This window comes from Rivihabitans pingtungensis (genome assembly GCF_003201855.1).
GTDB classification, from domain to species: Bacteria; Pseudomonadota; Gammaproteobacteria; order Burkholderiales; family Aquaspirillaceae; genus Rivihabitans; species Rivihabitans pingtungensis.
This window is the reverse complement of record NZ_QJKI01000036.1, coordinates 1-24,217: the sequence shown is the minus strand read 5'-3', so window position 1 is coordinate 24,217 and position 24,217 is coordinate 1. Positions and strand designations below refer to the sequence as shown.

Here is a 24,217-nt window from a genome sequence, read left to right as displayed (position 1 = left end):
CGCTTCCGGCGTTTGGCCAGAGCTTACGAGAAGCTGCCGCAGACGCTGGCTGGATTACATTACGTGGCGTTTGCCATGTTGATGCTGCCGCACCTTCCTGATGTTGTTGGGATGGTTCAGAACATGCTCTACGCTGCACTGGATTGCCCGGCGGCACCAGCACCTGAACAACGGGCATTTGACACATGCCAGCACTTTGATGCAGCTTATGTCGAGCTGTCTGCCAAATACCCGGCATTGTGCATCAAACCGGCCATTTCGGTATATGGGATTGGTTTTCGCCGCATTCGCACTGATCGAGACGCATATGACATTCTAAGTAGTGGCATGGACCACCAAATTAATTTGGATAGTCTACGCACACTGTTGGCGGCGCGCCCGCGTATTGCCCCGATGCTATTGATGGAATACCTGGATGGACAAGAATACAGCGTGGACTGCCTGGCGGAACATGGCACCTTACACTGTGCCATTGCCCGCAGAAAACCTTTAAGCCCAGGGGAAGGCCAAATTATTGATGGGCAAGAGAACATCCAATTGGCGTGCAGAAAAATCACATCGCAATTTGGCCTGAATGGCTATGTCAATATTCAATTCCGCCAGGGCAGCACCGGCTTGCGCACACTGGAGGTCAACCCCCGTTTGTCTGGTGGAGTAGCCATGGCATGTCTGGCGGGGCCGAACCTTCCTTACTTGGGCTTGTGTGGGTTCCTGGATGGCTATGCTGCACTGAAAATCCCACCTATTGTTGAGGGCTTGCGTGTGGGTGAAATCAACCAGGCAATTATTTTGCCATGAGCCAAACTTGTGCTGGTTATCCTGCATCGCTGGGCGCCCATCTGCCGGGCGGACGGCTTGATGTCAATATCGAAACAGCCGACCTGCCTGCCGAAGCACTGTTCACGTTTGCTGCGCGCGAAAACCCCAAACGGGCATTCCTCTTTCTTAGCCATGTGCTTGGCAAACACCTGCCGGTTCGACCGTTATGCATGCATGACACACATCAACGGCTGGCAGCGCGCATTCCCTCCGGACTCCCCGGCCCCGTCGTGTTCATCAGCATGGCAGAAACTGCTACGGCTTTAGGCCAGGGGGTATTTGAAGCCTGGCAAGCACAGCATCCCTCCACGCCCTCTGTCTATCTACACACCACCCGCTATCGGGTGCTTGGCCATACCCCGATTTCATTTGCAGAACCCCACAGCCACGCACCGCGTCAGCTGTTTTTCCTGCCAGAACATCCGGACTTGCACGCACGCTTTACTACCGCACGCTCGCTGGTCATGATCGACGACGAGATCAGCACAGGGCAAACCTTCGTCAATCTGGCCACAGCATGCCGCAGGTATGCGCCCCATCTGGACTCGATCCACTTGAGCACACTGACTGACTTTGCCGGCACAGAAACACGGCAAGTGCTACCGGCACGCATGCAGGCAACGCTTTCGACAGGCTCCCTGCTCACCGGGGACTGGCGCTTCTCTCCCAATGCAGACTATCACTGCGCGCCACTACAAGCACAGGCCCATCCTGGCAAGGAAGCCTATGTTGCAAGTTCAAGCTTCGGTCGACTGGGTCGTGATACACCTCTCTGTCTGACAGAGGCACCGCTAAAAGCTCTCGCTTCTTCGATTTCCACACAAGACCGGGTGCTGGTACTTGGCACCGGAGAATTCATGTATCCGGCCTATATCTTGGCCAGAGAACTTAATTGCCAGTTTGGCATCGAAACGCTCACCCACGCCACCACCCGCTCTCCCATTCTGGCCTGGGGGCCCATTACTCATGTAGAAACCTTTGCTGACAACTATGGCGAAGGAATTGCCAACTATCTGTATAACTGCACGGCAAATGACTACGACCAGATTTTGCTATGCCATGAAACAGGCCCCCATCCGGCACTACGCGACCTGGCCACACGGCTGCGCGCGCGCTTGATTCACTTTCGCTCGGAGTCAGACTTTGCTGAAGATTTTATTCACTGACCTGGATGACACACTGTTTCAAAGCCATCGCAAACAGCCCCCAGAGCCCGGTTGGCGGCCAGTTGCCCTTTTAAGTGATGGCACACCAATCAGCTACCAGTCGCCTATGCAACAACACGCACTGGATTTTCTCAAACAAGACATGCACGTCATTCCTGTCACGGCACGCAATCATGATGCATACCGCAGGGTGAATATTCCCTTTACCGCTGAAGCCATCCTCAACTATGGCGGCATCATTCTTCAAGCCAATGGACAGCCAGATGACTGCTGGCTAACACGCTCCCGACACGAGGCACAGCACTCCACTACCCTGCTGGCCAATTGGCAACACGCCTTGCAACAAGAAGCCAAGCACCTTGAACGGGATGCATCCATACGACTGATCGTTGACTTTGGCATCCCGTTCTACCTGGTTGTCAAAATGCATGACCAGAACGATCCAGAGACAGGTATCCAGACACTACAGCAGGCAGCCAAGCGCATCCGCCAGCACCCGGCATTTTCGAACGTCAGGATTCACGCTAATGGCAATAATCTGGCCATTATTCCATCCTGGCTGGATAAACGTCATGCAGTAGAGCATCTGATCAAACAATACCGTGCACGCACCAATGCCCTGATCACTTTTGGTATGGGAGACAGCTTGATCGACTTGGGTTTCATGGGAAGCTGCGATTATATACTCACCCCCGGCACAAGCCAGATTGCCGCCACCCTGCAGCAGGCTCAACCATGAGCTTTCACGGCAGCTACCGACCTCAGGATGTCGAATTTCTGCTTAAACCCATTCAGGTCGAGCACATTGAAAACACTCGGCAAAAAGAGCAACTGATTCAAACTGGTGCCCGGCATTACAGCGAAATGCTCAGCCCGGAAACCCTGCCCTCTGAACGCTATCTTCAACTGTTCGCTCAAGCCCATGCCATGAATCGCAGCCGGATGGCGCGCGACTGCCTGACCCTGGCCGAATTGATTCGACGCAACGTCGGACCAAACCCCACACTGGTGTCCCTGGCACGTGCAGGCACACCAGTGGGCGCCATACTGACCCACCTGCTGCGTGAACTCACGGGTAAGCCCATCGCACACTACTCGGTGTCAATCATCCGGGACCGCGGCATCGACGCCAATGCACTGGATGAAATCCTGCGGCGCGGCACAGACCCAAGCACCATCGTGTTCATTGACGGCTGGACAGGCAAGGGAGTCATCACCGATGAATTGACTGACGCCATCGAAATATACAATACACGTCGCGGCACCCATATCCGGGCGCATTTGTATGTACTGGCAGATCTGGCTGGCAAGGCGTTTTGTGCTGCCAGCGCTGAAGACTATCTCATCCCCTCTTCCATCCTCAACGCCACCATTTCCGGACTGATCAGTCGATCCGTGCTGAACCATGCCATTGGCCCACAGGACTATCATGGCTGCGTGTACTTCAGCCAATTTTCCGCACATGACCGCTCAATCTGGTTCGTCGAGGATATGGTTAGTGAAGCCAGACAACAGATGAACACCCACTGGCAGGACAATGTCCAGCCAGCAGACACAGCCCACGCGGCTGACTGTGCGCAGGTTTTTCTGGACGAAGAAATGCAACGCCATGGCATACAGGATCGCAACCTGATCAAACCTGGGATCGGTGAAGCCACCCGGGTCCTGCTGCGCCGGCTACCTGAACGCCTGATCGTCCGTAACCCCGAGGCCGCATGTGTACAACATCTGCTGACCCTGGCCCATGAAAAACATGTGCGGGTAGAACACCGGGCACAGATGCCTTTTCAGGCGGTTTCCATCATTCGGAGTGCACTTGATGCTTGATGCCATCCACCTGGGCGCCAGCCTGTATATCCCGAGCACTCACCCGACACTGTCCGACATTGCCTCGGGCACACGACTCAGCCATATCCGCTCGTTGATTTTCTGTACTGAAGACGCAGTCAATCATCAGCAATTGCCCGCGGCCATGCACAATCTGGCCAAAGCCCTTGCACAATTACAGCGTCGTGACGGACAGCATCGCTTTGTTCGGGTGCGCAATCCAGACACCCTTCGTCAAGTACTGAGCATGCCAAACTCGGAAGCGCTGGACGGCTTTGTTCTGCCCAAAGTCACCGCTGCCAACCTGGACAACTATCTTGACTGGGTGGATCCGTCCCAACATAAGGTGATGCCAACGCTGGAAACCCGTGAATGCTTTTGTGAAGCAGACATACGCCAGTTACTGGCGCTGATTGATCAACCGGCACGGCGTGAAAAAATTCTCTGTCTGCGCATCGGTGGCAATGACCTGCTATCACTGCTGCGGCTGCGTCGCCCGCGAGGCCGCACCCTGTATGAAACGCCATTGGGCGTTACCATCTCGCAGTTGGCCACAACATTCATCCCGTACGGGTTCTCTCTGTCCGCGCCGGTGTTCGAATATCTTGATGATCCGCACACTCTCGCGCGAGAAATCGAACAAGACCTCAATCACGGCCTGACCGGAAAAACTGCCATACACCCAGACCAGGTTGCACAGATTGAACGGCACTACCCCGTCAGACAACAAGACATGGAAGCCGCACAACGAATCCTGGCAGCAGACGCACCTGGCGTATTCTGCTTTCATCAATCGATGTGCGAGCCCGCCACACACCAACGCTGGGCCCAATCCATACTGCGTACTGCCACCTGTTATGGTAGCCATGCAGAAACACCAGATGGCCAGCACGAACTCGGCAGGAGCACACCCGCACCGCTCTCACACACTTGCACGGGGTGATGAAGCCAAACCACTGGTCATTCGCGCAACCAGCGCATCGGCACATACGCTACCCCCATGCGCTGCTGCGGCGCACTCATCGCCACAAAGCCCCAGTGCGCATACACCGGCGCCGCACACAACGAAGCATTCACTGTCAGCACAAGCGCCGAAGTGCGCCCAAGCAAGGTGCGCCACAAGCGCCCGGCAATCCCTTGGCGCTGGCATGCCTCAGCCACAAACAGATGGTGAACATGACAACCATCGCGCAAGGCCGCAGCCCCAACCAAGGTTTCGCCGTGCCAGGCCAGCCAGTAATCCTGCCGCACATCCGCCACACAAGCCGCCAGCGCATCCACACTCAGGCTGGCCAAAAACCCCTCCGCCCCGGCGCCATCCGGCTCGGCCAAAAAATACCCGCTCAGCCCGGCAATCAGCGCCGCCAGCGCTGGCGCATCAGCAGGCCCGGCCTGGCGCAATACCACTTCATCGGCCTGCATGCTGCTCCCCGGCCTCATCATAAAATACCGCCAACCACACAGTATCCTGATCCGGCGCCGTCCACGCCACCCGATGCCGGCAATGCGCCGGAATGGTCAACCAATCCCCCGCCGCCAGCGCCACCTCGCCATCGGCAAACGCCAGGCGCGCCGCCCCTTGCACCACCATCACCCACTCCGCCTGCGCCTGGTCATACCAAAAATCCTCCGGCGAGGCCTGGCCATGCGAAACAATGCGCTCAATCCGCACTGGGCCAGCGGCCGCCAGTGTGTCGAACACCTCGGCCAGGCGGGCATCGGGCAGGGCGTGCAGCAAGGTGCGAGCAGTGGGAAACATGGTCGGTCTTTCCAAAACATCCGGCCGGGCGCCGCCGGCCGAGAGGTCTAAAAGTTGAATGCCAGCCGGCGGCGCCATCGCCACACCACGCCAGCGAATCCACAACGCCAACGCCAGCAAGCGCTGGCGCGCCAGCTGCAATTTATGCACAGAAGCACGCTTGTTGGCACGATCAATTTCAATCGCCAGCACGCTGCCATCCTCAAAACTCGCCAGCACATCCAGCCGCCCCTGCCGTGCGCCAGCCCGTGACACATAGGGCATGGGCCATTCCCGCTGCACATCGCCAGCACAAGCAGAGGCCAGCAAGCACACCGCCCAGGTCAAACGGCGGGTAAACACCGTCGCCGCCGGCGCATCACCAGACAATATACGGGCCAAGCCAGGCAGATGCCGGCTCAGGATGGCCAGACAATCCATCGCCTGTGTCATTGGCATGATCAAACACCACTTCACCAAACTCAGCGCCGCGCACCTGGCCAGGCGCGCGCTGCAAACAGTACAAGGCGTACGGCCAGGCCGCGCAACCCCGCCAAGAGGGTTTGGTGAGCGGCGCTAATCCAGCGCAGCCAAAAACGCCGCAGCCTCTGGCACCCCCTCATCACGCGCCTGACGCAACCAACGCAAACCCTCCACCGGCTGCCGCGCCACCCCACGACCATGATACAAAGCCATCCCCCAGTGATAACGCGCCAACGCCCCATAGCCTGCCGCATCCTGCGTCAGCGCGCCACGCTGCATCAGCTCGGCGGATTTCTCCAGGCTCAGCGGCAAACCCTGGCCGTTTTCATACAACATCGCCTTCCAGATCATCGCCCAGACATTGCCAGCAGCGATGCAGCCATCCAGAATCTTCAACGCCATCTCATGGTCGCCGGTCTTGTCCGCCGCATAAGCATACAAACAGGCAAACTTCTGATCAGGAATCGCCGCGTAATTGTGATAGCTCAGATCATCCGCCCCCGCCGACGCCGCCGCCAGCCCAAACGCCAGCCAATACAAACCAGGAACCCGCATTGCCGCCTCCGTATGATTTACCCCCGGACGCACGCCAGAGTCAGGCCATCATCCGTCAACCCTGAGCGCAGGCATACTGGCAAAAGGTGCTAGAAAGCACAGCCAGCCATCGCCACCAAACACCGTATTCCTCCGTATGGCTTACGCCCTTATCCGGTCATACACTGACGGCTTCGCCACCGCCGAAAGCCCAGTATGGATAGCCCCGACGACTACGACAGCCCGTGGAAAGAGGCTGTGGAAAGCTACTTTCCTGAGTTTATTGAGTTCTACTTTCCCGACGCTCACCGGCAAATAGACTGGGCGCGTGGTTACCAATTTCTTGATCAGGAACTGCGCGCCGTGGTGCAGGATGCCGAGTTGGGCAAGCGCTTTGTCGATAAATTGGCCAAAGTGGCGCTACGTGACGGCAGCGAACGTTGGGTGTATGTGCATCTGGAAGTACAAGGCAGCGCCCAGGCGGAATTTGCCGAGCGGATGTTTGTCTACAATTACCGCTTGTACGACCGTTACCGGCAACCGGTGGCCAGCTTGGCGGTGTTAGCTGACGCCACGCTGCACTGGCGGCCAAACCATTTTGGATTTGCGGTCTTGGGCTGCGAACATGAACTGCGCTTTCCGGCGGTGAAGCTGTTGGACTATGCCACCCATCAAGACCAGCTTTACAGCAACCCCAATCCATTTGCTTTGGTCACCTTGGCCCATTTGCTGACCCAAGCCACCCGGCAAGACATGAACGCCCGCTTCGCCGCCAAGTGGAAATTAGTGCAGTTGTTGTATCAGCGTGGCTGGGATAAACAACAGGTGATTGATTTGTTCAGCGTGCTGGACTGGATGATGCGCTTGCCAGAGCAGCTGAAACGTTCGCTGTGGCACAATATCGAAGTGCTTGAGGAGCAAGAGAAAATGCGTTACGTGACTTCTGTGGAGCAAATCGGGATTGAAAAGGGCTTGTTGCAAGGCCTGATGCAAGGCCGCCTTGAAGGCGAGCAAAGCGGCGAGGCGAAAGCACTGCGCCGTCTGTTGCAAAAGCGCTTTGGCCCGCTGTCCGACGACGTGCTCACCCGCCTGCAAGCTGCCAGCATCGACGAGCTGGAATTATGGCTGGATCGCGCGCTGGACGCCGACAGCCTGGCCGGGGTGTTCAGCCAGTAAGCGCGGCTCACCACACTCAGCGCCGCAACCCTGGCCCGGCGCGCAGACACCACAGCGACCACAGCACAGCGTCAGGCGGGTTTGCCCAGCAGCGCTCAACCCGCCCGCCGCCAACTGCCCCCGGCCTACTCACTTCACCCGATAAATCGCACACAGCTTATTGCCATCCGGGTCGCGCACATAGGCCAGATACAGCGGCCCGATGCTGCTTTCGCGCAGGCCGGGCGGCGCCTCGATCGACTGGCCGCCGTGCGCCACCGCCACATCGTGAAACGCCTGCACCTGCTCAGGCGAATGGCACTTGAAGCCAATCGTGCCGCCATTGGCAAACGTGGCCAGCTCGCCATTAATCGGCTCGGTCACACAAAACATCCCGCCATCGTGCAGATAAAACAGCCGGGCATGGCCCGACGGCGCCTGATTGCGCATCGGCTCGCCCGCGCCCAACACGCCAAGCACCGCGTCGTAAAACTGCTTGGCGTGTTCGATGTTGTTGGTTCCGATCATGACGTGGCTGAGCATCGGCTGTCTCCTGTGGAAAATAACGGAAAAAATCAGGGTTAAGGCAGCGCGCAAGGCAGCGCCGCCCGGCCAAGCGTGCTCACGCGGGGTTTTGTGCGCCACTCGTAGCCAGTTTACAGATACCCAAGTGCCAATCACAACCGGGCGACAAGCGGAAATGCCTCAGGTTGCCGGATAGACTGCACGGTAAGGTCGATATCCAGCCCGGGCCAGTAAAGATGCTCTGGTGAAGGCCGCTCTACCGTGGTGATCTGGTCGATGGTGGCAGACCTGAACCACGGAAATTTCTCAAAGGGCAGGAGAAGCTCTTCTTCATCAAGGAGAAGCCAGAACCCGTGCTTGGAGATGTTGGTGACCTCAGCCACCGAAGTGATGGTGCCATGCATCTTGAATCTCCTTGAGGTGATTGGTGACAACACGCTGCGCGTCAGCAAGCTGACGTGAAGTTAGTCCGGTGGACGTGGCAAGGTGAACGGTGGGCGTGAGCCAAAACTTTGCCTCACCGTCAGGATGGGCGACGTGAAGAGGGGAAATGGGGTCTGCCCTCGATGGTTAGGTTTGCCACCGATTTTAATATAAATTTAAGATAATTGCACCGCGATGAATTGAGCAAGAAACCCAAGAAACACTAACAAAAGGCCTAGCCCAGAAATAATCTTGTGTTGATAGCGGCGACGCTTCACAATCTGGTTATTTTCGGCCACAGTTAAGCCATTTTTCAAAGGTGTACCGTCTTCCAGACTTAGACCAACACCTCCATTAAGCTGAGGTTGCGGCGGCCCCCAAATGAATATTAATACGACGCCAATCATGCCAAGCACGAGGCCCGTACTATTGAGAATTTTAACACAATCCATAATTTATAGACAATCTTACCGCTAAAGTGAAAATAAGAAATACTGGCCTAAATATGTTATTTACATACATTTACTTATAAGCAGGTAATTCTACTTCTCTTCTCCAGCTTAAAATTTCATAGCCATCATTAGTGGTGGTTATAGCTAAATACTTTCCATTTCCAGATGTAAGCCAGAATGCACATCTCCCAATGCCATTCTGACAATACTCCATCTCTTGGAGATCTAAGCCTTCACGATCTTTAAATTGAACAGGAATCCATCCAGAACTCAAGAGAGAAGGTTTCACCTTTTCATACAACCGCCCCTTTTTCAAGAGAATTTTCAACTCATCCGCCAAGGACAAGGTTGACAACAGCAAGATGAATAAAGCCATAAATATTCTCATAACGTCATCCTAAACTATAACCAAAGTTAGTTAATAGAGAAATAGGGACTAACCCAGACTACTACCCCACGTGTTACTCCTGCACATAACGTGGAGCTAACCGGCCTGTGTGGCTTTTCGCATAAAGCCGGTTGAGCACAGGGTTAGATCGCAATTTTTACAGCCCCAACATTCGGCACCAACTTACCTGCCTGGAGCTGTTCAAGCGCCGTGAGCCGATTTTCCAGTTCGGTTTGGGACAGAATGCCCTTGCGATAAAGCGAGCGCAGAAAATCAACCGCCGCTTGGGCCTGCTTGGTTGTGTTGCACTCATGGCAAGAGCAAACGACATTGCGGTAAGAGTTATTTTTACCGTTCGCCTGAGCAATGGTGTGGTCAAGCTCGCAGGATTCTGCGCGAATGCTCTTTAGGCAGTAGAAGCAGCGCTGGCCTTCCCGGGCAAGCAATGACGAAACAAACTGGCGGTTTGAATAGAAATCGAGGGTTTCAATATCGACTTCAGGAACCAATTGTTCCGCTGGTAATACTCCCGCAATTTCCTCTGGGAGAAAAACTCGAACAAGGTGGCCATTGCGTGAGCGGTCTTCAATCTTGATGCAACCGCGCTCGTTCAAACTTCGGATGTCTTCCCGCGAAGAACTCTCTGAAACGCCCGTAGCGTTGGCAAGTGGCAACAACGTGAACAGAGCAGATGACTTGCCCTCCAGGTGTGTGCATCGGATCAAGTGATAGTAGAGAACTCGCTCCCGCACGCTGAATTTCAGCGTTGGGAAGAGGTAGTCTTCACACTGTATGATAATCGTGGCTACGTCCATTGTGATGTGTACTCTAACCTAAATTAGACGACAACTGTCGCCTTAATTGGGTTAGGCGACTATCGCATAACCCAGAAACCACATGGTAACCTACTGTTTTTGCGCAATAGATCTCGAGGAAATATACTATGGTGTCGTCTAACTCTCCCACACCTCCAGCTTCACCACTCAAACTATTTGATGTGGCTCGCTGACACTTGAAGCATCGGCCAAGCTTCAGAGTAATATGCCCATCAATTAATACACATCTCCAACGCTTATGACAAGCCCCCGCCATGCACTTCCCCGCAAAAAACTTCAACCACCCAGCCACTCACCATGGTGAACCCCAGATTCCCGCCTACACAGAAATGCCCAAAAAATCCAAAAAGACAGCACATCCAAGAAAACTCTACCAAAATACATAAAACTTATTTCATCAAAACCCCATTCTCCGCTATCTCCCACCCAGCAAGCGTCAATAGCCAGCCCTCCCCACCCCCCCAAAAAAAACGCCGGCATCAACTCGATCCCGGCGCTTCTCAGTCCTCCTCACAGGCAAGTGATCCATCAACCCCTCACCACACCAACCACATCCCCACCATCACGCGCTATACCCCAAATTCGGCGCCAAGTCCCGCTCCGCCTGTTCCACACTCACGCCACGGCGTTGTGCATAACTTTCCACCTGATCCTTGCTGATCTTGCCCACGCCAAAGTAGCGGCTGTCGGGGTGGCTGAAGTAGAAGCCGGATACCGCTGCGGTGGGCAGCATGGCGTAGCCTTCGGTGAGGGTCATGCCGATGCCTGGGGCGTCGAGCAGGGTGAAAAGTTCGCGTTTCACGGTGTGGTCGGGGCAGGCCGGGTAGCCGGGGGCGGGGCGGATGCCTTGGTATTTTTCGTCAATCAGTGCGTCGTTATCCAGGGTTTCGCTGTGGGCGTAGCCCCAGAATTCGGTGCGCACGCGGTGGTGCATCAGTTCGGCAAAGGCTTCGGCCAGGCGGTCGGCCAGGGCTTTGAGCAGGATGGCGCTGTAGTCGTCGTTGGCGGCTTCAAAGCGGGCCACGTGCGGGTCGATGCCCAGGCCGGCGGTGACGGCAAAGGCGCCGATATAGTCTTGTGCGCCGCTGTCTTTGGGGGCGATAAAGTCGGCCAGCGCCCAGTCGGGGTTGGCGTTGCCGTCTTTGTCGGTTTTCACCAGTTGCTGGCGCAGGCCCACCCAGGTCATGCGTGCGGCGCCGGTGTCGGGGTCGCGGATTTCGATGTCGTCGTGGTTGACGCTGTGGGCGGGGAAGAGGCCAATCACCGCGCTGGCTTGCAGCCAGTTTTCGTCGATGATCTGCTTGAGCATGGTTTGGGCGTCGGCCCACAGCGCGCGGGCGGATTCGCCCACCACGTCATCTTGCAGGATGGCCGGGTAGCGGCCGTACAGTTCCCAGCTCTGGAAGAACGGCGTCCAGTCGATATAGCGGGCGATGTCGGCCAGCGGGTAGTGTTCAAAGCGGCGCACGCCCAGCCATTGCGGGGTGGGCGGGGTGTAGCGGGCCCAGTCGATGCGGTGGCGTTGTTCGCGGGCGTCGGCAATCGGCAGCAGTTTGGCTTCGCCACGGCCTTCAAAGATGGCGCGGGCTTTGGCGTAGTCGTCGGCCACTTCTTGCACGTAGGCGTCGCGCAGGGTGTCGGACAGCAGGTTGGAGCATACACCCACGGCGCGGCTGGCGTCGGGCACGTAGATCACCGGGCCGTTGTAATGCGGGGCGATTTTGACGGCGGTGTGTACCCGGCTGGTGGTGGCGCCGCCAATCAGCAGCGGGATGTCAAAGCCCTGGCGCTGCATTTCTTTGGCGACGTGGCTCATTTCTTCCAGGCTGGGGGTAATCAGGCCGGACAGGCCGATGATGTCGGCCTTGTGTTCGATGGCGGCGTCGAGGATTTTCTGGCAGGGGACCATCACGCCCAGGTCGATGACTTTATAGTTATTGCAGCGCAGCACCACGCCGACAATATTCTTGCCGATGTCGTGCACATCGCCCTTGACGGTGGCCATGATGATCACGCCCTTGGCCGGCGCGTCTTGCAGGCCCAGGCGGATTTTTTCTTCTTCGATAAACGGCTCAAGGTAGGCGACGGCGGCTTTCATCACCCGCGCCGATTTCACCACTTGCGGCAAAAACATTTTGCCGGCGCCAAACAAATCGCCCACCACATTCATGCCGTCCATCAGCGGGCCTTCAATCACATGGATGGGCCGGGCGCTGTTGGCGCGCACTTCTTCGGTGTCTTGTTCGATATAGGTGGTGATGCCTTTCACCAGCGCGTGTTCCAGGCGCTTGGCCACCGGCAGTTCGCGCCAGGCCAGGTCTTCGCCTTGCTTGCCGGCCACGGCGTCGCCCTTGAATTTTTCGGCGAGGGCAATCAGGTTTTCGGTGGCGTCGCTGCCGTCGGCCGGGGCGCGCATCAGCACCACGTCTTCAATGCGCGCGCGCAGCTCGGCGTCCACTTCGTCGTAGACTTCCAGCGCGCCGGCATTGACGATGCCCATGGTCATGCCGCGCTTGATGGCGTGATACAGGAACACGGCGTGAATCGCCTCGCGCACCTTGTTATTGCCCCGGAAGGAGAACGACACATTGGATACCCCGCCAGAAATCTTGGCGTGCGGCAGGTGGTCTTTAATCCAGCCGGTGGCTTCGATAAAGTCCAGGCCGTAGCGGGCGTGTTCATCGATGCCGGTGGCCACGGCAAACACATTGGGGTCAAAGATGATGTCTTCTGGCGGAAAGCCTACTTCATCCACCAGGATGCGATAGCTTTTTTCGCAGATTTCAATTTTGCGCGCGTAGGTGTCGGCCTGGCCGGCTTCGTCAAAGGCCATCACAATCACCGCCGCGCCATAGCGGCGCAGCAGGCGAGCCTGTTCAACAAACTTGTCTTTGCCTTCTTTCAGCGAGATCGAGTTGACAATGCCCTTGCCCTGAATGCATTTCAGGCCGGCTTCGATCACATCCCACTTGGAGCTGTCGATCATGATCGGCACGCGGGCGATGTCCGGCTCGGCGGCAATCAGGTTCAAAAAGCGCACCATGGCGGCGTGGGCGTCGAGCATGCCCTCGTCCATATTGATGTCGATCACCTGCGCGCCGTTTTCCACCTGCTGGCGGGCCACGTCCAGCGCGGTGGCGTAGTCGCCATTCAGGATCAGCTTGGCAAAGGCGCGGCTGCCGGTGACGTTGGTGCGCTCGCCGACGTTCACAAACAGGTCTTTGTCACCAATATTGAATGGCTCCAGGCCAGACAGCCGGCATTTGGCTTCAATCTGCGGCAGCGGGCGCGGCGGCAGGTCTTTGACGGCCTGATAAATGGCGGCGATGTGGTCCGGCGTGGTGCCGCAACAGCCGCCGACAATATTCACCAGCCCCGATTCCGCCCACTCGCGCACCTGCGGGGCCATGGCCGCCGGGGTGAGGTCGTAGCCGCCAAAGGCATTGGGCAGGCCGGCATTGGCGTGCACCGACACATAGGTGGCCGACACCCGCGACATTTCTTCTACATAGGGGCGCAGCAGGTCGGGGCCGAGCGCACAGTTCAGGCCAAAGCTCACCGCATTGGCGTGGCTGAGGCTGTTGTAAAACGCCTCGGTGGTTTGCCCGGTCAGCGTGCGGCCGGATTGGTCGGTGATGGTGCCGGAAATCATGATCGGCAGCCGTTCGGCATCCGGGCGCAGGTCAAAATACTGGTGGATGGCAAACACCGCCGCCTTGGCGTTGAGGGTGTCGAAAATGGTTTCCACCAGCAACAGATCAGCGCCGCCCTTCACCAGGCCGTCGATGGCCTCGGTGTAGCTTTCCACCAGCGCATCAAAGGTGATGTTGCGATAGCCGGGGTCGTTGACGTCCGGGCTGATCGAGCAGGTGCGGTTGGTCGGGCCGAGCACGCCAGCGCAAAAGCGCGGTTTCTCTGGGGTGCGCGCGGTTTGCGCCACGCACAGGTCTTTCACCAGCTTGGCGGCGGCGTGGTTGATCTCCCACACCAGGCTTTCCATCTCGTAATCGGCCATCGCCACCGAGGTGGCGTTGAAGGTGTTGGTTTCGATGATGTCGGCGCCGGCATCCAGATAGGCTTGATGAATGCCGCCAATCACGTCCGGCCGGGTCAGCGCCAGCAGGTCGTTATTGCCCTTCACATCGCATGGCCAGTCCTGAAAACGCTCACCCCGGTAGTCGGCTTCTTCCAGCTGGTGGCGCTGAATCATGGTGCCCATGCCGCCATCCAGAATCAGGATGCGCGAGTCGAGCAGGGAACGGATGCGTTGGGCAGTGGGTGTGGACATGGCGGCAGGGGCTTGAGCAGGATGGAAATAGCCCGGATTTTATCACGCGCCCCGCCCCGCCTCAGACGCATTCGCCATATGTTCAGAAGGTGGCTGGCGGGCGTTGCGCGGCGGGCCACGCTCAGGTGAGCGCCGGGAGATAACACCCCCGCCGCGCAACGACGCCAGGAGGGTTTGGTGAGCGACTCTTAGCCATGCGCGCCGTGCACATGGCCGCTGCCGCCCTCCCCCACTGCGGGCAAGGCCTCCAGCGTGTGGGTCAGTTCGTGCAAAATGCCGCACTGCGCCGCCGCCCCGGCGCTGGCGCAGCGTTGCCGCAGGCTGACCAGCGCGCCTTCCAGCGCCTGCAATTCGCGCAGCCGCGCGCGCACATGGCCCAGGTGCGCGTCCAGCAGGGCGTTCACCGCGCTGCAATCGGCCTGCGGCTGGTCGTGCACCGCCAGCAGGCTGCGGATTTCGTCCAGGCTCATGTCCAGCGCCCGGCAATGGCGAATCAAGCGCAGTCGCTCGACATGGCTGTCGGCGTAATCGCGGAAATTCCCCGCCGAGCGCGCTGGCGGCGGCAGCAGCGCTTGTTTTTCGTAATAGCGGATGGTGTCCACCGCGCACCCGGTCAGCCGGGCGAGTTCGCCAATTTGCATCGGGGCTCCTGAGCAGGTTCAGTAGCGTTTGAACGCGGGCGCCACAGCCGGGCGTGGCGCGGGCGCGGTGGTCTGGGCCGGCGGTGGCGGCGTCCAGCCGGGCGCCGTGGCCGCGCCTTCGCCGGCTGGCTTGGCGGCCAGCGCCTCCACCCAAGCCATCTGCCGGGGCAGGCAGACCTGTTTCAGGTCGTAATTCTCACGGGCAAAGACGCGAGCGGCCGCCCCCAGGCGTGCGCGCCGGGCTGGGTCGTCCAGCAGTTGGCAGGTGGCTTCGGCCAGCGCGGCCGGGTCGAAAAAGTCCACCAGCACGCCGGTTTCGTCGTGGCGGATGGCCTCGCGCAAGGGCGCGGTGTCGCTGGCCACAATGGCGCAACCGGCGCTCATGGCTTCCAGCAGGCTCCAGCTGAGCACAAAGGGGTAGGTCAGATACAGGTGGACACGGCTCAGTTGCAGCATGGCCACAAACTGGGCATAAGGGATCTGCCCCAGAAAATGCACGCGCGACCAGTCCATGTCCGGGTGCTGGGCATGTGCTTCGTCGATATAGATTTGCTTCCAGGTTTGGCCATTGGTCGGCGCAGCGCCATAGCTGACGCCATCACCGCCGGTAATCAACACACGGGCATGCGGCCGGCGGCGCAGCAGCTCGGGCAGCGCGCGCATGAACACATGGTAGCCCCGGCAGGGTTCCAGATTGCGGTTGACGAAGGTAATCACTTCATCCTGGCGGCTGAGCTTGAGCTCGCCCAGTTGCAGCGCCACGCTGTCATCCGGAGCCACCAGTTCGGTGTCGATGCCATCGTGAATCACCGAGATGCGCGAGCGGAATGGCTCGGGAAAGGTGCTGGCTTGCCAGTGGGTGGGCGAGATGGCGGCGTCGGCCAGCGGCATGTGCACCGCATTGTTGAGGTTGCGCATCTCCACCCGACACGCCTCGCCGTCGGCGTCGCGGGTGGGGAACTCCGGGTCAAAGCCGATATCGCCGCCCTGCAACAGGTAATAAAACTCGCAGTACAGCCCCAGCCGCGCCTGCGGCCAGACTTGCTTGAGAAACAGGCTTTCGCCCCAGCCGGGATGGGCGATGATCACATCGGGCTGAAAACCCTGTTCGCGCAGTTGCAGCGCCGCCCGAAAACACGCCTCACCGCGAATCACCTTGGTGTCAAAGTCACGCAGCCAGGGGTGTACGCCCGGCTGGCTGCCGGTTTTTGGCGTATAGCGCACGATGTGCACACCCTGCCATTGCCGGCTGTCGATCTGGCGCATGGTCAGCGCCACCACGGTGTGCTCCGGCTTGGCGGCCAGCGCGGGCGCCAGATGCTTGAACTGGCCGGGAAAGTTCTGGTGAACAAACAGGATCTGCATAAGTGGGCTTCGCGCGTGGCTGGAACAAAGCGGTATGGTACAACGCCTATTCCATGCAAAACAGATGGCCCAATGGCCGATGCCGGCAGCGCGGTGAATCAAACCCGGTACGGCCACACCGACCAGACGCACGGTCGCAGAGACAACAAGGCCGCACCACAAGGCCAGTGGGCTTGGTGAGCCGCGCTCAGGACGACGCAAGCCCCGGCGCTTGCGCTATGCTTGGTTTTTTTATGTTCCTCAGGCCCCCATCATGAAAGTGCTTGTCATCCCGGTTACCAGCTACCAGCAAAACTGCTCCCTGATCTGGTGTGAACACACCCACCGCGCCGCGCTGGTGGATCCGGGCGGTGATGTCGATCGCCTGCTGGCCGAAGTAGAAAAACGCGGGCTGACGCTGGAGCGCCTGCTGATCACCCACGGTCATCTGGATCACGCGGGTGGCGTTGCCGAGCTGACCGCACGACTGGGCCTGCCGGTGGAAGGCCCGCATCAGGCAGATCAATTCTGGCTGGATGGCATGCAAAAACAGGCGCAGATGTTCGGTTTTCCGCCTACCGAGGGCTTTACCCCGACACGCTGGCTGAACGATGGCGATGTGGTGACGGTGGGCGAAGCAAGCCTGGAGGTGCTGCACTGCCCCGGCCACACCCCTGGCCATGTGGTGTTTTTCCATCGGGGCGAACAGCTGGCCTTTGTCGGCGATGTGCTGTTTCAGGGCTCGATTGGCCGTACCGACTTCCCCCAGGGCGATTACGACACGCTGATTAACGCCATCAAGGGCAAGCTGCTGCCGCTGGGCGACGAAGTCAGCTTTGTGCCGGGCCATGGCCCGGCTTCCACCTTCGGCCACGAACGCCGCCACAATCCGTATCTGCGCGGGTAAACCCGACTCAGCCCCCCAGCCAGGCCGGCCTACGCCGTGGCCGGGGCGCAGACAACACCGGATCAGCTGCTTGCACCAGTGATTCAATCAGCGCCGGATTGGCGCGCGGCTGGCGCGCCAGCGCCGGCAGCTGTCGGCCGGTGGGGCGCAGGCTGCGGCGGCCCTGGTGCAGGGAGAGCTGAAACTCACTGGCGCAGGAGGGGCACAGCACACTGTCGCCGTCCTGTTGCTCACGCAACACGGCAATGATCGGCCCACAGCCGGGGCAGCTTTGCAGCGGCAAGCCCGGCTCGCTGTGGCCCACAATCGCCTCCAGCTGGCCGGCCCGGCCCAGTGCGATAAAATGCTGGCCAAATGCCCGGTCGAACTGGCTGCCCAGATTGTCTTGAATAATGTCCAGCGCGCGGGCAATCGGCATGCCGGCGCGGTAGGGCCGGCTGCTGGTCATGGCGTCGAAGGCATCGGCAATGCCCACCATGCGCGCCACTGGCGGAATCGCCTCACCGCTCAAGCCCTGTGGATAACCCCGCCCATCCGGGGTTTCGTGGTGCAGCAGCACGGCATCCATGGCCAGCGCCGCCAGCGGGTGGCCGGCCAGCAAGTCGGCACCCACCCGTGGATGGGTTTTGATGATGTCGTATTCTTCATCGGTGAGCTTGCCCGGCTTGTTCAGCACCGCATCCGGCACACCCACCTTGCCCAGATCATGCAAAAACCCACCCAGCGCCACCTGCTCCACCTCACGCGCTGACAGCCCGCAGGCCTGGGCCAGCAAGCGGCTGAACTGCGCCACCCGCCACAAATGGCCGCCGGTATAGGCATCCCGCGCTTCGACCATCATGGCCATGGTGTACAGGGTGCGCAGTAAATCGTGTGGGGTGACGGTGGACATGGCAGGCTCCGGCTGGGTCAGTGAATACCGTTTAGTCGCCGCTGGCGCAGCAACCTGACAGCCCACCATGAAAAAACCCTGAACGCATGGCGTTCAGGGTTTTTTCATGGCAAGACCATCGGCGCGGCGCTTACAGTGATTTATCCATCATCCAGTACGGATAATTCCCCAACATCGAGCGGTTAAAACCGGCTTTTTTATACAGCGCCAGGCCCGGTTCGTTGTCCGGGCGCACTTCCAGCGTCATCTTGCAGCAGCCCAACTCGCGGCCGCGCACCGCCACGGCGTCGATCAGCCGGTGGCCAATGCCCTGGCCACGGTGGTTGGGCAGCACGGCCAGGTCGTGGATATTGATCAGCGGCTTGGCCTGAAAGCTGGAAAAACCAATAAAGCACAGCGCCAAGCCGACGGATTCTTCGCCTTGGTAGGCCAAAAAAATCAGCTTGGACGGGTGGGCGATCAGCGCCGGGATCAGGCGCTCGCGCGCTTCTGGCGTCAGGCTTTTGCCGCCGCCGATGATGTCGCTGGCGTAGCTGTCCACCAGTTTGACCACGCTTTCGGCGTCGCGGGGATCGTCCAGGCGGGCTTCACGAATCAGCAAGGAAGAATTAGGCATGGTTAGCGGGGTTCCAGCAAATTGAGTTCATTGGCCACCATCTGCGCAAAGCTGTCGCGCTCGCGGATCAGGCGCGGCTGGCCGTTTTCCACCAGCACTTCCGCCGCGCGGGCGCGGGTGTTGTAGTTGGAGCTCATGGTCGAACCATAGGCGCCGGCCGACAATACCGCCAGCAGCGCGCCTTCTTCCACCGCCAGCTGGCGGTCTTTGCCCAGAAAATCGCTGGATTCGCACACCGGGCCGACCACGTCCACCAGCTGCGCCGGGCCGTCGGTCTGGCTCACCGGCACGATGTCGTGCCAGGCGTCGTACAGCGACGGGCGCATCAGGTCGTTCATCGCCGCATCGACGATGGCAAAGTGCTTGGTTTCGCCCAGCTTGAGGTATTCCACCCGGGTCAGCAGCACGCCGGCATTGCCCACCAGCGAGCGGCCTGGCTCCATCAGCACTTTCAGCTTGCGGCCGGCCAGTTTCTCGCGCACGGCCTGGGCGTAGCGGTTCAGGTCGGGCGGGGTTTCGTCGCGGTAGCGAATGCCCACGCCGCCGCCGATGTCCAGGTGGTGCAGGGTGATGCCGTCTTCGGCCAGTTGATCCACCAGCAGCAGCAGGCGATCCAGCGCGTCCAGCAGCGGGGTGAGGTCGGTCAGTTGCGAACCGATATGGCAGTCGATGCCCACCACGTCCAGATTGGCCAGCGCCGCCGCGCGGCGATACACCGCGCGCGCTTCAGCGTAGGCGATGCCGAATTTATTGTCTTTCAGGCCGGTGGAGATATACGGGTGGGTTTTGGCGTCCACATCCGGGTTCACGCGCAGGCTGACCGGCGCGCGCCGGCCCATGGCGCCGGCGACTTGGTTCAGCCGCTCCAGCTCGTTGACCGATTCGACGTTAAAGCACAGCACGCCGGCTTCCAGCGCCAGGCGCATTTCGGCCTCGCTCTTGCCCACGCCGGAGAACACCACGCGGCCCGCGTCGCCGCCGGCCGCCAGCACGCGTTGCAGCTCACCGCCGGACACGATGTCAAAGCCCGCGCCCAGACGGGCAAAGTGGCGGATGATCGACAGATTGGAATTGGCTTTCAGCGCAAAGCACACCAGGTGATCCTGGCCGGCAAAGGCGTTGGCGTAGCTGGCAAAGCTTTCGCTCAGCGCGTCGGCGGAGTAAACAAAGCACGGCGTGCCAAATTGTTCGGCAATGGCGGTCAGCGGCGTGTGGTCGGCGCACAGCGTGCGGTCGTGGTAGTCAAAATGCGAAGTCACGGGGCATCCTGGGGCATCAAGGTTGGGAGGGCTTGGCTGTCTGGTCGGGCGCGGGCTTGATCAGCGGGCCTTTGTAGCCACAGGCCCCCAGGGCCAGACTCAGGGCAATGGCGAGACAGAGCGTTCGCATGGCGGTCTCCGGGCAGTAGCGCCTTCTGTGGCACAATCAGGTAAAAACGTGATGATACCGTGATTCGGGTTGCGGTTCATGCCGCGGCGCGGCATGAAATGGGGCGCGCCGGCTTTGTGCCCGGCCGGCGTCGGTGGTTTGGCCCCGCTGCCGTGGCGCTTGCGCGTCTTGCCCGCCCGGCGTCATCACGCGACACGATTGCTGATTTTGCCCCAGGCCCGGCCTGATTCTGGAGAACTGCCCCGATGACCGAAAGTGAATTTCTCGACCTGTCCGACGCTGTGTTCGAACGCATCCAGACCGCGCTGGACGAGGCCGGCTCGGATGTGGAAGCCTTGCTACAAGGCAATGTGCTGACGCTGGATTGCGAGTCGGGCGGGCAGGTGATCGTCAACCGGCATGTGCCCAATGCCGAGATCTGGCTGGCGGGCAAGGCTGGCGGTTTTCACTTTCGGCTGGCCGACGACGGCCGCTGGGTGGACACCCGCGATGGCGGCGAATTGTTTGCCCGGCTGGCCGAGCTGATCCAGGCGCAAGCGGGCGAGACGATTGCTTTCTGACGGCTGGGCGCTGGCCGGGCTGGCGCTGTCGGCGTTCACCTCCGCCACCATCCTGCCCGGCAGCTCAGAAGCCGCCCTGCTGGCGCTGCTGTACGCCCAGCCCACCCTGCTGTGGCCGGCGCTGCTCACCGCCAGCCTGGCCAACACTGCCGGCGGGCTCACCAGCCTATGGCTGGGCCAACGCGCCCCCACCCCGCCCAAACCCGGCCGCGCGCTGAGCTGGCTGCACCGCCACGGCGCCCCGGTGCTGGCGCTATCCTGGGTGCCGCTGCTGGGCGACGCGCTGTGCGTCGCCGCCGGCTGGCTGCGCCTGCCGTGGTGGCCCTGCCTGCTGTGGCTGGCGCTGGGCAAAACCGCCCGCTACGCCGTGCTGGTCTGGCTGGCCAAGGGGGTATAATGGGCGAAAATGGCTATATTGAGGATGCGAGATCGCGGCCCAAGTCTGTCCGGTGTGCTGTGTTGTCTGTGGCAGTTGGATGAGTGAGCGACGATGCCTTACGCACCACGCCCCGCCGATCAGCGCCTGTGGATAACTTCTCCCTGTGGATAAGTCTGCTGCCCGTCGTGCTTAGCCGGTGTTCCATCCCGTAAAGCGCGCCGAGCATCGCAGCCAGCCCGGGGGAAGTCCGGCCCGGTTGTTTGAGCGGCAGCGCAGCTGACGCGAGTTTCCGGGACGGCCTGGGCTGGCGAGAAGCACAGGGGACCACCGGCGCCGAAGGCGGCGGACAGGCGCGCGTCCCGGGTCGCCTTTCTTTGCCTACTTTCTTTGGCGAAGCAAAGAAAGTAGGTCGGCTGCGGGCCGAAATCCCGCTCAATCATTCAGGCTCTGCGCGCCAGCGCAGTCTCCAATCACGCCCCGACTCGACACGCAAGCACAAACACCCCATGTCCCGACACATTCCCCGCAAACGCTTCGGCCAGAACTTCCTGCAAGACCCGCGCACCATCCAGGACATCGTGGACGCCGTTCACCCGGCCCCCGACGAACGCGTGGTCGAAATCGGCCCCGGCCTGGGCGCCATCACCCGCCCGCTGCTGGCGCGGCTCAAGCACCTGCATGTGGTGGAAATCGACCGCGACATCATCTCCCGCCTGCGCGGCCAATTCAGCCCGGCCCAACTCACCATCCACGAAGGCGACGCCCTGGCTTTCGACTTTGCCTCGGTTGGCACGCCGATGAAAATCGTCGGCAACCTGCCCTATAACATCTCCACCCCGCTGCTGTTCCACCTGGCTGAATACGGCAATCAAGTCACCGACATGCACTTCATGCTGCAAAAAGAAGTGGTGGACCGCATGGTGGCCGAGCCGGGCACCGCCGATTACGGCCGGCTGTCGGTGATGCTGCAATACCGTTTTTCCATGGAACGCATCCTGGATGTGCCGCCGGAATCATTCAACCCGCCGCCCAAGGTGGATTCCGCCGTGGTGCGCATGATCCCCTACGACACCCTGCCGCACCGCGCCCAGGACGAAGCGCTGCTGGCACATATCGTGCAAGTGGCCTTCGCCCAACGGCGCAAAACCCTGCGCAACAACCTCAAGGGCGTGCTGGACGACGACGGCTTTACCGCGCTGGACATCGACCCCGGCATTCGCCCAGAAAACCTGTCGGTGGGCGGTTTTGTCGCCATCGCCAACTATTTGAGCAAAAAGGTTTAGAGGACACGCGCGGCCCACAAAACCCAGCGCAGCGGTCCTGGCCAGGCGCGCGGCCGCAGACAGTACAAACAGTACGGCAAGGCCGCGCAACACCGCCAGGAGGGTTTTGTGGGCCGCGCTATTGCGGTGCAGCTTGCCAAGCCAACTGCTTAGCCGCAGAATCCGAGCGTTTTTTTGCCAGGGGACGATCCCCCCGGCAAATCGCTTCTAAACTCCAAGATACGGCGCGCGCCTAACAACCCCGCGCAGCGCGGACGGTGCCGCGCCAGCACGCCAAGCAGGCGTGGCAAGCGGCGCTCAGCAAGGGAAAACCATGATTCGTTTCGTAAATGTGCATAAGTGGTTTCATAAACTGCATGTGCTCAATGAGGTCAACCTCCAGGTGCAGGCGGGTGAGGTGGTGGTGGTGTGCGGGCCGTCCGGCTCGGGCAAATCCACGCTGATTCGCACCGTCAATCAGCTGGAGCCGATTTCCTCTGGGGAAATCTGGGTCAACGGCGTCAATGTGAGCGACCCGAAAACCAATCTGAACGCCCTGCGCGCCGAAGTCGGTTTTGTGTTTCAGCATTTCAATCTGTATCCGCATCTGTCGGTGCTGGACAACATCACCCTGGCGCCGGTGCAGGTGAAAAAAATGGACCGCGCCGCCGCCAACAAGCTGGGCGTGCAGCTCCTGGAGCGCGTCGGCCTGGCGCACAAGCAGGATACTTTTCCGGCTCAATTGTCTGGCGGCCAGCAGCAGCGCGTGGCAATTGCCCGCGGCCTGGCCATGCAGCCCAAGGTGATGCTGTTTGACGAGCCCACCAGCGCGCTGGACCCGGAAATGATCGGCGAAGTGCTGAAAGTGATGAAAGACCTGGCTGAATCCGGCATGACCATGATGGTGGTCACCCACGAAATGGGCTTTGCCCGCGAAGTGGCCGACCGGGTGGTGTTTGTCGACCACGGCCAGATTATTGAAGAAGCCCCACCGGGCGAGTTTTTCACCCGGCCGCAGCACGAGCGCGCCAAGCAGTTTTTGAAGCAGGTGCTCTCGCCGATGCACCAGCCAGAGTAAGCGCGGCTCACAAAACCCTCCTGGCGGTGTTGCGCGGCCTTGCCGTACTGTTTGTACTGTCTACGGCCGCCCGCCTAGCCAGGAACGCTGCGCTGAGTTTTGTGAGCCACGCTAATCACCGCCACTCCCGCCGCCGATTGCCGGCGGCGGCTGTTGCCGTACCCGTCCAGAAGAAGGAGAACCCGCATGCGCACCCTCACCCGCTTTGCCCCCCTGGCGATTGCCGCCGCCCTCTGTGCTGCGCCGGCCCTGGCCGACGATCTGCCGACCCTGCAAAAGATCAAGAGCAGCGGCACGATTGTCGTGGGCCACCGCGAATCGTCGATTCCGTTCTCCTACCTGGACGGCAACCAAAAGCCAGTGGGTTATTCGATGGATCTGTGCAACAAGATCGTCGAAGAAGTGAAAAAAGAACTGAAAATGCCGGCGCTGGTGACCAAGCTCACCCCGGTGACCTCGCAAACCCGCATCCCGCTGATGACCAACGGCACCATCGACCTGGAATGTGGCTCCAC

General features: G+C 60.0%; 28 protein-coding genes and 1 pseudogene. 13 read left to right on the top strand and 16 right to left on the bottom strand.

Annotation, left to right across the window (positions count from 1 at the left end):
* From DFR34_RS17695 to DFR34_RS16175, 6 genes and pseudogenes are all read left to right on the top strand, one after another.
* Positions 1–90 (top strand): annotated as a pseudogene (locus tag DFR34_RS17695) (IS5/IS1182 family transposase); the annotation flags it as partial.
* Entirely contained in the window at positions 76–798 is a 723-nt protein-coding gene (locus DFR34_RS17825; protein WP_308418013.1) for an ATP-grasp domain-containing protein, read from the top strand. The pseudogene DFR34_RS17695 and the gene DFR34_RS17825, both read left to right, overlap by 15 nt.
* A complete protein-coding gene (locus DFR34_RS16190; RefSeq protein WP_110392193.1) occupies positions 795–1,985 on the top strand; it encodes a phosphoribosyltransferase domain-containing protein in 1,191 nt (396 codons plus the stop codon). Before DFR34_RS17825 ends, DFR34_RS16190 begins: the two co-directional genes overlap by 4 nt.
* Positions 1,963–2,724 carry an HAD family hydrolase gene (locus tag DFR34_RS16185; RefSeq protein ID WP_146215189.1) on the top strand — a complete coding sequence of 254 codons (762 nt, stop codon included), beginning with the start codon at positions 1,963–1,965 and terminating at the stop codon, positions 2,722–2,724. The genes DFR34_RS16190 and DFR34_RS16185 overlap by 23 nt, the downstream gene beginning before the upstream one ends.
* Positions 2,721–3,812, top strand: a complete 1,092-nt coding sequence (locus DFR34_RS16180; RefSeq protein ID WP_110392191.1) for a cysteine protease StiP family protein — start codon at positions 2,721–2,723, stop codon at positions 3,810–3,812. The genes DFR34_RS16185 and DFR34_RS16180 overlap by 4 nt, the downstream gene beginning before the upstream one ends.
* Positions 3,805–4,755, top strand: coding sequence for an HpcH/HpaI aldolase/citrate lyase family protein (locus tag DFR34_RS16175; protein WP_110392190.1), 951 nt, complete (start codon positions 3,805–3,807; stop codon positions 4,753–4,755). The genes DFR34_RS16180 and DFR34_RS16175 overlap by 8 nt, the downstream gene beginning before the upstream one ends.
* A 17-nt stretch (positions 4,756–4,772) precedes the next feature.
* On the opposite strand, the gene DFR34_RS16170 is transcribed toward DFR34_RS16175, so the two are convergent.
* The 3 genes from DFR34_RS16170 to DFR34_RS16160 form a co-directional block, all read right to left on the bottom strand.
* Complete coding sequence (locus tag DFR34_RS16170) at positions 4,773–5,234, bottom strand: GNAT family N-acetyltransferase (RefSeq protein ID WP_158281871.1); 462 nt, start codon at positions 5,232–5,234, stop codon at positions 4,773–4,775.
* On the bottom strand, positions 5,221–6,009 hold the full coding sequence (locus DFR34_RS17685) for a cupin domain-containing protein (RefSeq protein ID WP_245906929.1): 789 nt from the start codon (positions 6,007–6,009) through the stop codon (positions 5,221–5,223). The genes DFR34_RS16170 and DFR34_RS17685 overlap by 14 nt, the downstream gene beginning before the upstream one ends.
* Before the next feature lie 117 nt (positions 6,010–6,126).
* Positions 6,127–6,588, bottom strand: coding sequence for an SEL1-like repeat protein (locus DFR34_RS16160; protein WP_146215188.1), 462 nt, complete (start codon positions 6,586–6,588; stop codon positions 6,127–6,129).
* 195 nt (positions 6,589–6,783) lie between these two features.
* On the opposite strand from DFR34_RS16160, the gene DFR34_RS16155 reads away from it, so the two are divergent.
* Entirely contained in the window at positions 6,784–7,743 is a 960-nt protein-coding gene (locus DFR34_RS16155; protein ID WP_110392187.1) for an RpnC/YadD family protein, read from the top strand.
* Positions 7,744–7,872: 129 nt separating this feature from the next.
* On the opposite strand, the gene DFR34_RS16150 is transcribed toward DFR34_RS16155, so the two are convergent.
* From DFR34_RS16150 to DFR34_RS16120, 9 genes are all read right to left on the bottom strand, one after another.
* Positions 7,873–8,265: a VOC family protein gene (locus tag DFR34_RS16150; RefSeq protein WP_110392186.1), complete on the bottom strand. Its 393-nt coding sequence runs from the start codon at positions 8,263–8,265 to the stop codon at positions 7,873–7,875.
* Positions 8,266–8,399: 134 nt separating this feature from the next.
* Positions 8,400–8,651 carry a DUF2442 domain-containing protein gene (locus tag DFR34_RS16145; protein ID WP_110392185.1) on the bottom strand — a complete coding sequence of 84 codons (252 nt, stop codon included), beginning with the start codon at positions 8,649–8,651 and terminating at the stop codon, positions 8,400–8,402.
* Positions 8,623–8,799 carry a DUF4160 domain-containing protein gene (locus DFR34_RS17930; RefSeq protein WP_110392196.1) on the bottom strand — a complete coding sequence of 59 codons (177 nt, stop codon included), beginning with the start codon at positions 8,797–8,799 and terminating at the stop codon, positions 8,623–8,625. Before DFR34_RS17930 ends, DFR34_RS16145 begins: the two co-directional genes overlap by 29 nt.
* Positions 8,800–8,846: 47 nt before the next feature.
* Positions 8,847–9,086 (bottom strand): hypothetical protein, encoded by a 240-nt coding sequence (locus tag DFR34_RS17015; protein ID WP_211309461.1) that lies wholly within the window; start codon positions 9,084–9,086, stop codon positions 8,847–8,849.
* Between the two features lie 106 nt (positions 9,087–9,192).
* Positions 9,193–9,498: a hypothetical protein gene (locus DFR34_RS17010; protein WP_146215186.1), complete on the bottom strand. Its 306-nt coding sequence runs from the start codon at positions 9,496–9,498 to the stop codon at positions 9,193–9,195.
* Positions 9,499–9,653: 155 nt separating this feature from the next.
* Positions 9,654–10,325: an HNH endonuclease gene (locus DFR34_RS16135; protein WP_110392184.1), complete on the bottom strand. Its 672-nt coding sequence runs from the start codon at positions 10,323–10,325 to the stop codon at positions 9,654–9,656.
* 583 nt (positions 10,326–10,908) lie between these two features.
* Positions 10,909–14,634, bottom strand: a complete 3,726-nt coding sequence (metH, locus tag DFR34_RS16130; RefSeq protein ID WP_110392183.1) for a methionine synthase — start codon at positions 14,632–14,634, stop codon at positions 10,909–10,911.
* A 188-nt stretch (positions 14,635–14,822) separates the two neighbouring features.
* The gene (cadR, locus tag DFR34_RS16125; protein WP_110392182.1) at positions 14,823–15,275 is read right to left on the bottom strand and encodes a Cd(II)/Pb(II)-responsive transcriptional regulator; all 453 of its coding nucleotides are present in this window, start codon (positions 15,273–15,275) and stop codon (positions 14,823–14,825) included.
* Between the two features lie 18 nt (positions 15,276–15,293).
* Positions 15,294–16,640, bottom strand: a complete 1,347-nt coding sequence (locus tag DFR34_RS16120) for a glycosyltransferase (protein ID WP_110392181.1) — start codon at positions 16,638–16,640, stop codon at positions 15,294–15,296.
* A 253-nt stretch (positions 16,641–16,893) separates the two neighbouring features.
* On the opposite strand from DFR34_RS16120, the gene DFR34_RS16115 reads away from it, so the two are divergent.
* Entirely contained in the window at positions 16,894–17,526 is a 633-nt protein-coding gene (locus tag DFR34_RS16115) for an MBL fold metallo-hydrolase (protein ID WP_211309460.1), read from the top strand.
* Between the two features lie 7 nt (positions 17,527–17,533).
* Here DFR34_RS16115 and DFR34_RS16110 read toward each other — a convergent pair whose 3' ends face one another.
* The 4 genes from DFR34_RS16110 to lptM form a co-directional block, all read right to left on the bottom strand.
* Entirely contained in the window at positions 17,534–18,418 is an 885-nt protein-coding gene (locus DFR34_RS16110; RefSeq protein ID WP_110392180.1) for an HD-GYP domain-containing protein, read from the bottom strand.
* A gap of 130 nt (positions 18,419–18,548) precedes the next feature.
* Positions 18,549–19,034, bottom strand: coding sequence for a GNAT family N-acetyltransferase (locus tag DFR34_RS16105; RefSeq protein WP_110392179.1), 486 nt, complete (start codon positions 19,032–19,034; stop codon positions 18,549–18,551).
* A gap of 2 nt (positions 19,035–19,036) precedes the next feature.
* Positions 19,037–20,293: a diaminopimelate decarboxylase gene (lysA, locus tag DFR34_RS16100; RefSeq protein WP_373277985.1), complete on the bottom strand. Its 1,257-nt coding sequence runs from the start codon at positions 20,291–20,293 to the stop codon at positions 19,037–19,039.
* A gap of 16 nt (positions 20,294–20,309) precedes the next feature.
* On the bottom strand, positions 20,310–20,423 hold the full coding sequence (gene lptM, locus DFR34_RS17925) for an LPS translocon maturation chaperone LptM (RefSeq protein WP_373277984.1): 114 nt from the start codon (positions 20,421–20,423) through the stop codon (positions 20,310–20,312).
* Positions 20,424–20,668: 245 nt separating this feature from the next.
* Here lptM and cyaY point away from each other — a divergent pair, with 245 nt between their 5' ends.
* The 5 genes from cyaY to DFR34_RS16075 form a co-directional block, all read left to right on the top strand.
* The gene (gene cyaY, locus DFR34_RS16095) at positions 20,669–20,983 is read left to right on the top strand and encodes an iron donor protein CyaY (protein ID WP_110392178.1); all 315 of its coding nucleotides are present in this window, start codon (positions 20,669–20,671) and stop codon (positions 20,981–20,983) included.
* A complete protein-coding gene (locus tag DFR34_RS16090) occupies positions 20,973–21,380 on the top strand; it encodes a YqaA family protein (RefSeq protein WP_110392177.1) in 408 nt (135 codons plus the stop codon). Before cyaY ends, DFR34_RS16090 begins: the two co-directional genes overlap by 11 nt.
* Positions 21,381–21,868: 488 nt before the next feature.
* Positions 21,869–22,645, top strand: coding sequence for a 16S rRNA (adenine(1518)-N(6)/adenine(1519)-N(6))-dimethyltransferase RsmA (gene rsmA / locus DFR34_RS16085; protein WP_110392176.1), 777 nt, complete (start codon positions 21,869–21,871; stop codon positions 22,643–22,645).
* Positions 22,646–22,958: 313 nt separating this feature from the next.
* Positions 22,959–23,702 carry an amino acid ABC transporter ATP-binding protein gene (locus tag DFR34_RS16080; protein WP_110392175.1) on the top strand — a complete coding sequence of 248 codons (744 nt, stop codon included), beginning with the start codon at positions 22,959–22,961 and terminating at the stop codon, positions 23,700–23,702.
* Positions 23,703–23,888: 186 nt separating this feature from the next.
* Positions 23,889–24,217, top strand: a 329-nt coding sequence (locus DFR34_RS16075) for a transporter substrate-binding domain-containing protein (RefSeq protein WP_146215185.1), incomplete at its 3' end; no start/stop codon positions are given.